Below are 12,877 nucleotides of genomic sequence, written 5' to 3'. Positions count from 1 at the left end.
GCGAGCCCAGCGCGGCGAGGCCGACGGCCAGCGCCTCCAGGCTGCGGTGCAGCCAGCGGCGGGCCGCGGCGCCGGGCAGGGCGTCGTCGAGGATGAACACCGGCACCACTGCGCCGGCCCCGGAGGCCGCGGTTGCGAGGGCGGGGTTGTCGGCGAGCCGCAGGTCGCGGCGGAACCAGACGATGATGGGGCGGTTCATGGGCACCGGAGACAGGGTTGCTGACCGCTTATACGCGAGGCCCGTCCGGCCGGATCACCGGTGGTCAGGAGTCCGGCGAGAGGCGGCTGTGCGGGAAGGCGTGCACCTTGCCGCCGCGGATCAGATGGACCTGGAACGGCGTGCGCAGCAGGCGCCGCACCGCCGGGTCGAGCACGTTGAGCCCGCCGGCGTAGGCACCGAAGGCCGGCAGGATCAGCCGGACGCCGTCGGTGGCGAAGCAGCGTTCGCGCACCCGCCGGCCGGGCAGCAGCACCGCCGCGGCCGGGTGCAGGTGGCCGGAGACCTCGCCGCGGGCGCCGGGCTCCGCCTCATGGCGGAAGGTCAGCGGGCCGGTGCGCACCTCCGCCGCCACCCGGCCGCCGAGGCCGGCCGGCGCGTCGGGGTCGTGGTTGCCGGCGATCCACACCCAGTCCACGGCGGCCACCAGCGCGGCGAGGCGGGTGCGGTCGGCGTCATGCATGCGCTCGGCCGCGCGGCGGTCGTGGAAGCTGTCGCCCAGGCACAGCACGGTGCGCGGCTTCAGCCGGCCGGCGGCCTCGGCCAGGCGGTCGAGGGCGGCGCGGGTGTCGTAGGGCGGCAGCATCCGCCCGCGCGCCGCGAAGCCCGAGCCTTTCTCCAGGTGCAGGTCGGCGACGGCGAGCAGCCGCTCCTCCGGCCACCACAGGGCGCCGGACGGGTCGGGGACGAGGGGAACGTCGAGGAGGCGGAGCAACTCAGTAGATCAGCTCGTTCTCGCCGCCGCCCTCGGAGATGACGATCTCGCCGCGGGCCGCGAGGTCCTTGGCGAGCTGGACCATGTACATCTGCGCCTCGTCCACGTCGCGCACGCGCACCGGGCCCATCGCCGCCATGTCCTCGCGCAGGATCTTGCCCGCGCGCTCCGACATGTTGGAGAAGAACAGGTCCTTCAGCGTCTCCGACGCGCCCTTCAGCGCGGTGCCCAGCTTCGTCTTGTCGACGTTGCGCAGCAGCGTCTGGACGCCGGACGGGTCGAGCTTCGACAGGTCCTCGAAGGTGAACATCAGCGCCTTGATGCGCTCGGCGCTGTCGCGGTTGCGCTCCTCCAGCGCCGCCATGAAACGGTGCTCGGTGGTGCGGTCGAGGCCGTTGAAGATTTCCGCCAGCATCTCGTGGCTGTCGCGTCGGCTGGTGCGGGCGAGGTTGGTCATGAACTCGGTGCGCAGCGTGCGCTCGACGTCGTCCAGAACCTCCTTCTGCACCGCCTCCATGCGCAGCATGCGCATGATGCACTCCATGGCGAAGCTTTCGGGCAACTGGGTGAGCACGCGGCCGGCGTGCTCCGGGCGGATCTTCGAGAGCACCACCGCCACGGTCTGCGGGTATTCGTTCTTCAGGTAGTTCGAGAGCACCTGCTCCGACACGTTGCCCAGCTTGTCCCACATGGTGCGGCCGGCGGGACCACGGATTTCCTCCATGATCATGTCGACCTTGTCCTTGGGCAGGGTCTTCATCAGCAGGCGTTCGGTGCTGTCGAAGGTGCCGACCAGCGAGCCGGTGGCCGACATCTGCTCGGCGAACTCGACGAACAGGCGCTCGATGATGTTGGCCGAGACGGTGCCCAGGTTGGCCATGACCTGGGACAGTTCCTTGATCTCGTCGTCGTCCATCATCGAGAACAGCTTGGAGGCGTGCTCATCGCCGAGCGACAGCATCAGGATCGCCGCCTTCTCGGGGCCGGTCAGCGTGCGGTAGTCTTCACGAACCTTGAGGGCCATGGCCGGGTCTTCTGTGTCTTGGAATCCGCCACAGTATGCCTGAATCGCGGCCGTGCGGGCACGAATATCTTTGCGACTTCACAGCAGCAGGCTCCCCTGCGCGCCGCCGTCGCGGCCCAGTTCCGGCATCGCCTCGGCGACCAGCTCGGCGGCCGCCGCCTCCAGGAGTTCGTCCGTGGCGGAACCGTCGACGCGCTCGCGGCCGATCTCCAGGATGGCGGGGACGGCGAGGGGGGAGATGCGGTCGAGGTCCTTGTGGGTGATCCGCCCCTCGACGCGGGCCAGGAAGTCGGACAGGCGGCGCACGTCGGTCAGGCCGCCGGCCGCGTCGGCGCGGGTGGCGCGCAGCAGCACGTGGCCGGGGTCGTGCTTGCGCAGCACGTCGTAGATCAGGTCGGAGCTGAAGGTCACCTGCCGCCCGGTCTTCTCCTGCCCGGGATGGCGGCGGTCGATGACGCCGGTGATCAGCGCCACGTTGCGGAAGGTCCGCCGGAGCATGGAGGATTCGTCCATCCACGCCTCCAGGTCGTCGCCCAGCATGTCGCGGTCGAACAGCGCCTGCATGTCCTTCGGTGTGCGCAGGCTCCACACCGCCAGGATGTAGTCGGTGGCGACGAAGCCGAGCGGGCCGTACCCCATGCGCTCCATCCGCCGGGTCAGCAGCATGCCCAGCGTCTGGTGCGCGTTGCGCCCCTCGAAGGCGTAGGCGACCAGGAAGCGCTTGCCGCCGCGCGGGAAAGTCTCGACCAGCAGCCCGTCGCGGCTCGGCAGCACCGAGCGCCAGCGCTGCAGGCGCAGCCATTCCTGCACGGCGTCGGGCAGGGCGCCCCAGGCGGTGGGGTCGGACAGCATACCGCGCACGCGCTCGGCCAGTTGTGTGGTCAGCGGCAGCCGGCCACCGGCGTAGGCGGGCACCTTCGGGTCGCCGGTGCCTCCCCGGGCGCACTGCACCTCCAGCTCCCTGACGCCGAGGAACTTCAGGAGCTGGCCGGCGAACAGGAAGGTGTCGCCGGGGGTGAGGCCCTGCACGAAATACTCCTCCACCTCGCCGAGCACCGGGCCGCGGGCGAGGCGGACGCGCAGCATCGCCTCCTGCGTGATGGTGCCGACGTTCAGGCGGTACTGCCGCGCCACCGGCAGGCCGGACACCGCCAGCCGCCCGTCTTCGCGCCGCTTCAGCCGATGGAAGCGCTCGTACGAGCCCAGCGCGTAGCCGCCGGTCGCCACGAAGTCCACCACGTCGTCGAACTGGTCGCGGTCGAGGCCGGAGTAGGGCGCGGCGGTGACCACCTCGTCGTAGAGATCGTCCGGGTGGAAGGGCGCGGCGCAGGCCATGCCCAGCACGTGCTGCGCCAGCACGTCCAGCCCGCCGGGGCGCTCGCGCTCGCCGTCCAGCGTGTGGGCGCGCACCGCGTCGATGGCCGCGCGGCACTCCAGCACCTCGAACCGGTTGGCCGGGACCAGCAACGCGCGGCTCGGCTCGTCCAGCCGGTGGTTGGCGCGGCCGATGCGCTGCACCAGCCGGCTGGCGCCCTTCGGTGCGCCGATCTGCACCACGAGGTCCACCGCCGCCCAGTCGATGCCGAGGTCGAGCGACGAGGTGGCGACCACCGCCCGCAGCCTGCCCGCCGCCATGGCCGCCTCGACCTTGCGCCGCTGCTCGGCCGCCAGCGAGCCGTGGTGCAGCGCGATCGGCAGGGTCTCGTCGTTGAGGCGCCACAGCTCCTGGAAGACGATCTCCGCCTGGGCGCGGGTGTTGACGAAGACCAGCGTGGTGCGGTGGCCGCGGATGCGCGCGTGCACCTCCTTCAGCGCGTGCGTCGCCATGTGGCCGGCCCAGGGGAGACGCTCCCTGGTGACGAGGATCTCCACGTCCGCCGCAGCGCCGGCCCGGCCCTGGATCAGCCGGACGTCTCCGCCATCCGCCCGCCCGGTCTTCGACAGCCACGCGATCAGGCGATCGGGCTCGGCGACGGTGGCCGACAGCCCGACGCGCCGGCAGCCGGGCGCGAGCCGGGCCAGCCGCGCCAGCCCGAGGGCGAGCAGGTCGCCGCGCTTGGTGCCGGCCAGCGCGTGCAGCTCATCGACGATGACGCAGCGCAACCCTTTGAAGATGCTGCCGGCGTCGGCGTAGGAGAGCAGCAGCGCCAGGCTCTCCGGCGTCGTCATCAGGATCTGCGGCGGGTGCGCGCGCTGGCGCCGCCGCTTGGCCTCCGGGGTGTCGCCGGTGCGCGTCTCGGTGCGGATCGGCAGCCGCATCTCTGCCACCGGTTCCTCCAGGTTGCGCTGCACGTCCACCGCCAGCGCCTTCAGCGGCGAGATGTAGAGCGTGTGCAGCCCCTCGCGCGGGCGCTCGGACAGCTCGATGAGGGAGGGCAGGAACCCTGCCAGCGTCTTGCCGCCGCCGGTCGGCGCGATCAGCAGCGCGGACTCGCCGGAGTGCGCAGCCTCCACCATGGCGAGCTGGTGCGCGTGCGGCTCCCACCCGCGGGAGCGGAACCACCCCGCAACGTTGGGCGGGAGGAGGGCGGTCACCAATCCCCTCTCCCCTCTGGGGAGAGGGAGGGGCCCGCCCGTAGGGCGGGAGGGTGAGGGTGCTGTCGGCGCTCACGCGCCTGCGAGAGGCTCCGCCTCTCGCGCTCTCCACCAAGGGCCGCAGGCCCTTGGATCCCGGCTGGATGGAACGCTATGGAACACCGTGAAACACTGTGCAGAGGGTGTTCTGTTCGTTCTCTTCGATCTCGGCCTTCGTCGTCGCGCATGGGGCCATCCTGTTCACAAAATAGGAATTTTGTCAAGGGATGCCGTTGCGCAGGGATGCGCTGTTGCTGGCCGTCATCCCCGCGAAGGCGGGGATCCAGTGCTCGCGTCCGCGAGCCGTGTGAGTCATGTCGCCGCTGTCGCGGCTCGGCTCTGGATCCCCGCCTTCGCGGGGATGACGATTCGGGGCAGTGTTTGGCACCAACGCCTCTTTGCACCCGAGGCGGCAAGCTGGTGCCCCCACCCCAACCCTCCCCCGCTGGGCGGGGGAGGGGGTTAGCGTTCCTGCGGGAAGGCGTTCGCGATCTCGACGACGATCTTCAGGTCACGGACGCTGAGACGGCGGGTGGTGTCGAGCAGGCGCGTTTCCAAGGTGATGCGTTCAGGGTCGCCCGGCTCTGTTGGATCGAAGACGTTCACGAGTTCGCGTAGCGGAACGTCCAGCTTTTCGCTGAGCCGGATCAGCGTTTCCAGCTTTGGAAGAGACTTGCCGGTTTCCAGATTGGAAACCGATGAAACTGCACGGTCGATTACCTCCGCAAGATCCTCCTGCGAGAGGTTGCGCGCGTCCCGGAGGGTGCGCAGCATCTGGCCAAATTCGTGCGTGCGATCCATGCCCGGACTGTCGTTCGGGTGGAATGCGTTGGCCATAGTGACAGGCAGGTGAAAATCCATGTATCATGGTGTCAACACCATCAACTAGGCTGACTTCCCATGCGCTGTCTCGGAAAACTGCTGGTGGTCTGGGGTGTGGTGGTGCCGCTGATGACCTATCCGTGGGCAAGCGGGTTCAACCCGCAATCCGGGCTGCTCGGCAGCCTGCCGTATATGTACCTCCACGTTTTCGGGACGGAGTTTTCTTACGCCGTCGTTGTGGCGCTCGGGCTGTGGGCGGCCGGACTCGGGCTGACGGCGAACGCGCTGGTGGAGGATGTGCAGTGGGAGCGCCTGCTGCGCGCGGCGGAGCGTCTGTCGGATCTCGAAAAGTAACGGGGTGCAGGGGCCTAGAGGCCCCTGCCGGGGTTGCAAGGGGCGGAGCCACTTGCTCCCACCCCTTACCCCTCCCCCGCTGCGCAGGGGAGGGGCTATACCCGTCCATGCCCTCGCGCCCCTTTGCAAAGATCCGCCTCCCGGCGGTATCGTACGCGAAAGGACATGCGGGAGGCGCGCCATGGATGTCGCGGGGGCCAGGATCGGGGTGGCGCTGTCCGCCGTGCTGGCGGCCACGCCGGCGCTGGGCGGCGAGTACGTGATCGAGCAGCGCGAGAAGGCCTTCCATCCCGTCTCCATCGCGATCCGGCCGGGCGACACGGTCGCCTTCACCAACGCCGACCCGTTCGCCCACAACATGTTCTCGGCCACGCCGGGCGCCGAGTTCAACCTGGGCGCCCAGAATCCCGGCGAGCACAAGGCGGTGGTGCTGCGCAAGCCCGGCACGGTGGACGTGGAATGCCAGATCCATCCCAAGATGCGCCTGACCGTCGTGGTCAAGTGAACGCCCTGCACCGCTGGCTCGGCGATACGCCGATCCGCTGGAAGCTGACGCTCGGCTTCGTGGTGGTGCTGGCGTTGGCGGCGCTGGGCAGCGCGGTGGGGCTCGCCACCGTCGACTCCATCGGTCGGCTGGCGGTCGAGCTGTACGACAAGCCGCTCCAGGCCATCGACTTTGCCCGCGTCGCGCAGTCCGACCTGCGCGAGATGGTGGCGGCGCAGCGTATGCTCGCCCACCCGGAACCGGGCACGGTGGAACAGGCGAAGGAGAGCTACATCCGTTCCCGCGCGCTGCTGGAGGAGGATCTGGACGTGGCCCGGCGGCGCGCGGCGAGCGCCGGCATGCGCGCGCAGCTCGACCGCGTGACGGCGCTGCTGGCGGAGTGGGACGCGGCGCGGGCGGCGGGGGCGGTCAGCATCCACCCGCTGGGCCACGAGATGCAGGACACCCTCGACGTCGCGGTGGAGACGGCGAAGGCCGATGGCTTCCTGTTCATCGAGGACGTGCGGCGGCAGACCGCGGACGGGCTGTGGCTGACGCTGGCGGCCGGGCTGGCCGTGCTGTTCGCCGGGGCGGCGGTGGCGCTGGTGTTGTCGCGCGACATCGTCCGGCCGTTGAAGGCGGCGGTGACCACCGCCGAGACCATCGCCACCGGCCACCTCGACGACCCGCTGGCCAGCGAGCGGCGCGACGAGGCCGGCAAGCTGCTGCGCGCCATGGAGGCCATGCGCGTGCAACTGCGCGCCCGCGTCGAGGCCGACCGCCGGCTGGTCGAACTGGAGCGCGAGCGGCGCGTCAACCTCGGCCGCTACCTGCCGCCGCAGATCGCCGGGCAACTGGCGGAGCACGGCACGGCGATCCTCAGCGCCGGGCGGCGGCAGGAGGTGGCGGTGCTGTTCACCGACGTGCGCGGCTTCACGACGCTGGCCGAGAGCCTGGACCCGTCGTCGCTCTGGCTGTTCCTCACCGAGTTCCGGCGGCGGGTGGCGGTGGCCGCCGACGCGCACGGCGGCGTCATCGACAAGTTCATCGGCGACGCCGCCATGGTGGTGTTCGGCGTGCCGGAGCCGCGGGAGGACGCCGCGCGCGACGCGCTGGACTGCGCCCGCGCCCTGCTGCGCGAGGTCGCGGACTGGAACCAGAACCGGGATGAGCCGGTGCGCATCGGCATCGGCGTGCACTGGGGGCCGGTGTTCTGCGGCGCGGTCGGCGACGGCGGGCGGCTGGAGTACACCGTGGTCGGCGACACGGTGAACGTCGCCGCCCGGCTGCAGGACGAGACGAAGACCGCCGGCGTCCCGCTGGTCGCCTCGCACGACGCCCTGGCGGCGGCGGGCGAGGAACCGCAGGCGGGCGGCTGGCGGGCGCTGCCGCCCAAGCCGCTGCGCGGGCGCGACGGCGTCGTCGCGCTGTACGGCTGGGCGCTGGAGGGCGCGGTTACGCGTTCTTGAGCTGGTCGCGGGTCAGCCAGAACACCTCGCCGAAGCTCTCCGCCGTCTCCAGCCACAGGAAGTCGAGGTCGGGGTACTCGGCCTCCAGGATCTCGCGGCCGGTGCCGAACTCGCAGAGCAGGCCGCCCTCGGGGGTGAGGTGCTTCGGCGCCTCCTTGATGATGCGGCGCACGATGTCCAGCCCGTCGGGGCCGCCGGCCAGCGCCAGTTGGGGCTCGGTGCGGAACTCCGCCGGCAGCGCGGCCATGGCGTCGGCGTCGACGTAGGGCGGGTTGGTGATGATCACGTCGTACTTGCGGGTCTTCAGCGGGGCGAACAGGTCGCCCTGGTGCAGGTGCACGCGCTCGCCCACGCCGTGGTCGGCGACGTTGCGCTTCGCCACCTCCAGGGCTTGCGCGGAGAGGTCCACCGCGTCCACCTCGGCCTCCGGGAACACCGTCGAGGCCAGGATCGCCAGGCAGCCGGAGCCGGTGCACAGGTCGAGCACGCGGGCGACCGCCGTCGGGTCCTCGACCAGCGTCAGGTCGTCGCCCTCGCCCTCGCCGCTGAACAGGTCGGAGAACAGCAGCTCGCCGATGTACGAGCGCGGCACGATCACCCGCTCGTCCACGTAGAACGGGATCCCCTGGATGTAGGCCTTGTTCAGCAGGTAGGGAGCCGGCTTGCGGGTCGACACGCGGGCGTGCAGCAGTTCGGCCAGCTTCTGGCGCTCCGGCGTGGTCAGGCGGGCGTCGTAGTAGGGGTCGAGCTGGTCGATGGGCAGGCGCAGGCCCTCCAGCACCATGAACACCGCCTCGTCGAACGCCGTCGTGGTGCCGTGGCCGTAGGACACCCCGGCCTCGGTGAAGCGGCTGACGCCGTAGCGGATGAAGTCGCGGACCGTCTTCAGTTCCGTGGCGACCTGGGCGGCGGTGGGTTCGGTCACGAGTTCGGTCACGGGGGCGCGTCCTTTCGAAAAGCGGAGTTTGCTGTTTAGCAAAAGAGCGGGGGCGCCACCATATCGCCAAACAGGAGGTGGGCATGGCGCTGGTGCTGGGAGGCGGCAATCCGTTGCGGCGCGTGCCGATGGCGGTCGTCAACCGCGGGCTGATCGTGCTCTGCGTGCTGGCCTTCGTGTCCGGCATCCGGCCGGAGCCGTTCGCCTTCGTGCCCGCCTACTTCTACGGCACCGTCGATCTGGCCGGGCCGCTGCCCACCTGGGACGTCTGGCGCGGGCTGGTCGGGCACGTGCTGGTGCATGGGGACTGGGTGCACCTCGCCACCAACATGGTCGCGCTGTGGGTGTTCGGCGACAACGTCGAGGACGCGCTGGGCCACCTGCGCTACCTGGCGTTCTTCCTGCTGTGCGCGGCGGCCGGCGCGCTGACCGAGGGGGCGCTGACCGCCGAGCCGATGCGGCCGCTGGTGGGGGCCAGCGGGGCGATCTCCGGCGTCATGGGGGCGTACCTGCTGCTGCACCCGCACGCCAAGATCCTGGTGCTGGTGCTGTTCCGCTTCCCGGTGCTGCTGCCGGCCGGCGTGGTGGTGGCCGGCGACATCGCCGCCAACATCACCATGGCCCTGATGCCGGAGGCGGCGCCGGGCGACACCGCGTGGGGTGCGCACCTGGGCGGCTTCGCGGCGGGGATGCTGCTGCTGGTGCCGTTCAAGCGGGCCGGCGTGCCGCTGTTCCTGCCGGCCAGCGCCTACCCGCCGGTGCCGTTCCCACGCCTGCAGATGATCCTGCCGGACTTCTTCCCGCCGCCCGACCCGACGGGGCGGCGCGGCGGCGCGCGGGAGCGGCTGGCGGTGGCGGGCAAGGCGGCGGCGTATGTCGGGCTGATCGCGGTCTTGTTCTGGACGTTGTAGGGGAGGGGTTCCGGTCACCATTTCCGCACGGATTTCGCGGATTGAGTCACGGATTTCACGGTCTTATGGAGCAAACACCACCACGCAATCTTCCTAGGCGGGCGTTGCTTTCCTTAGAATATCGTATCCCGCGAACCCTGGGCTACGAAGATGCACGAAGCGGATCTGGTTGGCGCCCTGGTGGCCAAGCGCACCGAGTTGCTCGATCGCGTGGTGATGCTGCAGCACGATCTTGATACCACGCGCTTGGCCATCGCCAGCGTAGAAGGCACAATCCGCCTTTTTGCGCCGGACGTTCAGCTTTCCGCGACTGCCGGCCGGCGTCGCGGTCCCACCACCCGTCTCTTCCGTCAGTCGGAACTGTCGCGTCTCCTGCTTCAAGTCGCTGCGCGACAATCCGCGCGGCATGGCATCCTCCGACCTGACCACCGCCGTGATGGCCACGAGAGGGTTCGCGCTGTCCGACCGGGACGCCTATGCGTCCGTTGTCCGCTCCGTGGGCAACTCACTTACAAAACTCAGGAAACGCAACGCCATCGTGAAGGACGAGGACGACACCGGCTTTCCGGTCTGGCGCTTGGCGCGTCACACATAGCTCAGACATCCGCCGCCGTGCTCCTCCTGTGGCGCTGCCAATAGCCGCAGAAAATGGGCTGCGGCGGACAGATGTCGGACCACACTGAGACTGACCCAGCTAATCTATTGAGAAGGAACAATCTCTGTGAATCCGTGTGGCCCGGATCCCACGATATGACCGACCTGATCCCGACGCTTCCACAATACGACTGACCTTTGCAATGCGGGGCGCGAAAAAGATGAAGCGCCGACATGCAGCATCATGCCGACGGCCCCGCGCGTCCGTGAGGTCCGCAACTGCTTCCAGCGTCCAACGGATCGGTGCACAAACGTCCGTATGGAGCACCGCACGATGCGGTGCGGCGTCTGCCGGAAACCGGGATCAGGATGTTCGTTCCGCTGCAACCAGTGAGACAACCTCCTTGCCGTTCGCGAGCACCGCGTGGCCGAAGCCCCCGAATGATGAGCGGAATGCCGGCCAGCAGCGCTTGTCCATTGAATGCAATTCCACTCAGACCCAATAGCTTCGGTTTCGAATAATTGTTCATTTCGTCGCATTCTCAAAAATTCGTTGTAATGTCATGCGCCTGTGTCATCATTCCGCGCAAATAATCTTAAGCTTCGTGAAATAGCCCGTCGCAGGCGGTGTATGCTCTCAAACAGCACCGGACCATACTTGCGCGTTCCACCTTAGCGTGGTGCGTCGCCGGCCGGACTGACCGGCAACCGACCCGCCGCGTACGCGCCTCCGCTTGCACCTGACGTGGCTTTTCCACCCCCGACCTCCCCTCCCGCGCCAGGCTCGCCGCGCGTGATGGCGGCGTTCGTCCTTTCTCCGGCTTCAAGGCAGACCTCCCCATGCCCAGCACCATCACCGGCACCTCCGGCACCGACACGCTCATCGGCACCTCCGGCGACGATCTCTTCCTTGGCCTGGGCGGGAACGACACCCTGACGGGGGGCGACGGGCTGGACACCGCCGTCTTCGCAGGAAGCCAAGCCGACTACGACCTGACCCAACCCGGCGTGGTGGTGAACATCGCAACGGGTGACACCGCCAACCTGTCCGGCATCGATCGGCTGCAGTTCGATGATGGGACCGTCGTGCTGAACGCCGCGCCGGCCGCCCCGGCCGACGCCGACCCGGCCGCGAACATGGTCGCGGAGAACGCCACGACCGGCACCGTGGTTGGCGTCACCGCGCTGGCTGCCGACCCGGACGGCAACGTCGTCATCTACAGCCTGACCGACGACGCGGGCGGGCGCTTCGCCATCGACGCGGCCACGGGCGTGGTCAGCGTGGCCAACGGCTCGCTGCTCGATTATGAAGCGGCGACCAGCCACACCATCATCGTTCAGGCGACCGATGCCGGTGGTCTGGCCACCCAGCAGAGCTTCACCATCGCTGTGACCAATGTGGTGGAGGTGCAGACCTACACTGGCACGGCCGGCGACGACGTCGGCAGCACCGCCGCCGCGCCGCTCGACCGCTGGGCGATGAACGGGCTGGGCGGCAACGACACGCTGACCGGCAGCGCCCAGGCCGACACGCTGACCGGCGGGGCCGGCGACGACGTGCTGGACGGCGGGGCGGGCAACGACCTGTTCCTGGTGTCGGGCACCGGCGACGGTTTCGACGCGGTGACCGGCGGCTCCGGCAGCGACACCATCCAGGCGGGCGCCGACGGCACCGTGATCGGCCTGAAGAGCCTGAGCGGCGTCGAGGCGATCTCGGCCGGCGGTCACAGCGGCGTCGGCATCGCCGGCAGCGCGCTGGCCGACGCGCTGGACTTCACCGGCGTGGCGCTGAGCGGAATCGGGCAGATCGACGGCGGGGCGGGCAGCGACACCATCACTGGCTCCTCCGGCGCCGACCGCATCCTCGGTGGCGCGAGCGGCGATTCCCTGATCGGCGCCGGCGGCAACGATACGCTGGACGGTGGGACGGGGGCCGACACGCTGGACGGCGGCGCGGGCAGCGACACCGTCAGCTACGCCACGGCGACGGCGGGCGTGACGCTCAACCTCGCCACCGGCGTGCACGGCGGCGACGCGGCGGGCGACCAGTTCATCGGCGTCGAGGTCTTCTCCGGCTCGACCTTCAACGACAGCTTCACCGGTGACGCGGGCGCCAACAGCTTCTTCGGTGGCGGCGGTGCGGACACGCTGAGCGGCGGGGCCGGCGACGACACGCTGGATGGCGGCGCCGGTGTCGACTCGCTGATCGGCGGGCTCGGCAACGACACCTTCTACGTCGAGACGGCCGGTGAGGCCGTGGTTGAGGCGAACAACGAGGGCACGGATACCGTCCGCACCACGCTGAACGCCTACAGCCTGACCCCGTACGTCGAGAACCTGACATTCGACGGCACCGGCGCCTTCGCCGGCACCGGCAACGCCCAGAACAACCGGATCACCGGCGGCGGCGGGGACGACACGCTGACCGGCGGCGGCGGCGCCGACACGCTGGACGGCGGGGCGGGCAGCGACACCGCCAGCTACGCCAGTGCCACCGGCAATGTGACGGTCAACCTCGCGACGGGCGCCAACGGCGGTGATGCCTATGGCGACCAGTTCGTCGGTATCGAGGCGTTCATCGGCACCGCATTCAACGACGCCTTCATCGGCGACGACGGGGGCAACCGGTTCATGGGCGGTGCCGGCAGCGACTCCCTGTACGGCAATGGCGGGGACGACACGCTGATCGGCGGCGCCGGGGCCGACTACATCCTGGCCGGCGCCGGCAACGACGTGATCGACTTCGCCACGGACGACGACGGCTCGGCGGAGAACG

At 69.8% G+C, this 12,877-nt stretch carries 13 protein-coding genes; 6 read left to right on the top strand and 7 right to left on the bottom strand.

Annotation, left to right across the window (positions count from 1 at the left end):
* The 5 genes from TSO221_RS31200 to TSO221_RS31180 all read right to left on the bottom strand — a co-directional run.
* Nucleotides 1–199 (bottom strand): deoxyribodipyrimidine photo-lyase (locus TSO221_RS31200; RefSeq protein ID WP_146208964.1); only part of this gene is annotated, 199 nt, incomplete at its 3' end.
* 64 nt (nucleotides 200–263) lie between these two features.
* Nucleotides 264–932, bottom strand: coding sequence for a ligase-associated DNA damage response endonuclease PdeM (gene pdeM / locus TSO221_RS31195; protein WP_109122385.1), 669 nt, complete (start codon nucleotides 930–932; stop codon nucleotides 264–266).
* A 1-nt stretch (nucleotide 933) separates the two neighbouring features.
* Entirely contained in the window at nucleotides 934–1,956 is a 1,023-nt protein-coding gene (fliG, locus tag TSO221_RS31190) for a flagellar motor switch protein FliG (protein ID WP_109122384.1), read from the bottom strand.
* Between the two features lie 78 nt (nucleotides 1,957–2,034).
* Nucleotides 2,035–4,491 carry a ligase-associated DNA damage response DEXH box helicase gene (locus TSO221_RS31185; protein ID WP_109122388.1) on the bottom strand — a complete coding sequence of 819 codons (2,457 nt, stop codon included), beginning with the start codon at nucleotides 4,489–4,491 and terminating at the stop codon, nucleotides 2,035–2,037.
* 501 nt (nucleotides 4,492–4,992) lie between these two features.
* Entirely contained in the window at nucleotides 4,993–5,391 is a 399-nt protein-coding gene (locus TSO221_RS31180) for a helix-turn-helix transcriptional regulator (protein ID WP_247878352.1), read from the bottom strand.
* Nucleotides 5,392–5,430: 39 nt separating this feature from the next.
* Between TSO221_RS31180 and TSO221_RS31175 the strand changes: the two genes are divergently transcribed.
* The 3 genes from TSO221_RS31175 to TSO221_RS31170 all read left to right on the top strand — a co-directional run bounded on the left by TSO221_RS31175 (nucleotide 5,431) and on the right by TSO221_RS31170 (nucleotide 7,659).
* Nucleotides 5,431–5,706 carry a hypothetical protein gene (locus tag TSO221_RS31175; RefSeq protein WP_146208963.1) on the top strand — a complete coding sequence of 92 codons (276 nt, stop codon included), beginning with the start codon at nucleotides 5,431–5,433 and terminating at the stop codon, nucleotides 5,704–5,706.
* A gap of 181 nt (nucleotides 5,707–5,887) precedes the next feature.
* Nucleotides 5,888–6,211, top strand: coding sequence for a plastocyanin/azurin family copper-binding protein (locus TSO221_RS35760; protein ID WP_158284262.1), 324 nt, complete (start codon nucleotides 5,888–5,890; stop codon nucleotides 6,209–6,211).
* Nucleotides 6,208–7,659, top strand: a complete 1,452-nt coding sequence (locus TSO221_RS31170) for an adenylate/guanylate cyclase domain-containing protein (RefSeq protein ID WP_158284261.1) — start codon at nucleotides 6,208–6,210, stop codon at nucleotides 7,657–7,659. Before TSO221_RS35760 ends, TSO221_RS31170 begins: the two co-directional genes overlap by 4 nt.
* On the opposite strand, the gene prmB is transcribed toward TSO221_RS31170, so the two are convergent.
* Nucleotides 7,646–8,596: a 50S ribosomal protein L3 N(5)-glutamine methyltransferase gene (gene prmB / locus TSO221_RS31165; protein WP_199229707.1), complete on the bottom strand. Its 951-nt coding sequence runs from the start codon at nucleotides 8,594–8,596 to the stop codon at nucleotides 7,646–7,648. The genes TSO221_RS31170 and prmB overlap by 14 nt on opposite strands.
* 83 nt (nucleotides 8,597–8,679) lie before the next feature.
* Here prmB and TSO221_RS31160 point away from each other — a divergent pair, with 83 nt between their 5' ends.
* On the top strand, nucleotides 8,680–9,507 hold the full coding sequence (locus tag TSO221_RS31160; RefSeq protein WP_199229706.1) for a rhomboid family intramembrane serine protease: 828 nt from the start codon (nucleotides 8,680–8,682) through the stop codon (nucleotides 9,505–9,507).
* Between the two features lie 93 nt (nucleotides 9,508–9,600).
* On the opposite strand, the gene TSO221_RS35200 is transcribed toward TSO221_RS31160, so the two are convergent.
* Nucleotides 9,601–9,915, bottom strand: coding sequence for a hypothetical protein (locus TSO221_RS35200; protein ID WP_146208962.1), 315 nt, complete (start codon nucleotides 9,913–9,915; stop codon nucleotides 9,601–9,603).
* Between TSO221_RS35200 and TSO221_RS31155 the strand changes: the two genes are divergently transcribed.
* Nucleotides 9,914–10,102 carry a hypothetical protein gene (locus TSO221_RS31155; RefSeq protein WP_109122381.1) on the top strand — a complete coding sequence of 63 codons (189 nt, stop codon included), beginning with the start codon at nucleotides 9,914–9,916 and terminating at the stop codon, nucleotides 10,100–10,102. The two genes, TSO221_RS35200 and TSO221_RS31155, sit on opposite strands and share 2 nt — an antisense overlap.
* An 839-nt stretch (nucleotides 10,103–10,941) precedes the next feature.
* Nucleotides 10,942–12,877 (top strand): cadherin domain-containing protein (locus TSO221_RS31150; RefSeq protein WP_199229705.1); only part of this gene is annotated, 1,936 nt, incomplete at its 3' end.

It is taken from the genome of Azospirillum sp. TSO22-1, from assembly GCF_003116015.1.
Classification (GTDB): domain Bacteria; phylum Pseudomonadota; class Alphaproteobacteria; order Azospirillales; family Azospirillaceae; genus Azospirillum.
Note: the sequence above shows the minus strand (reverse complement) of the source record. Positions and strands in the feature narration are given on the sequence as shown.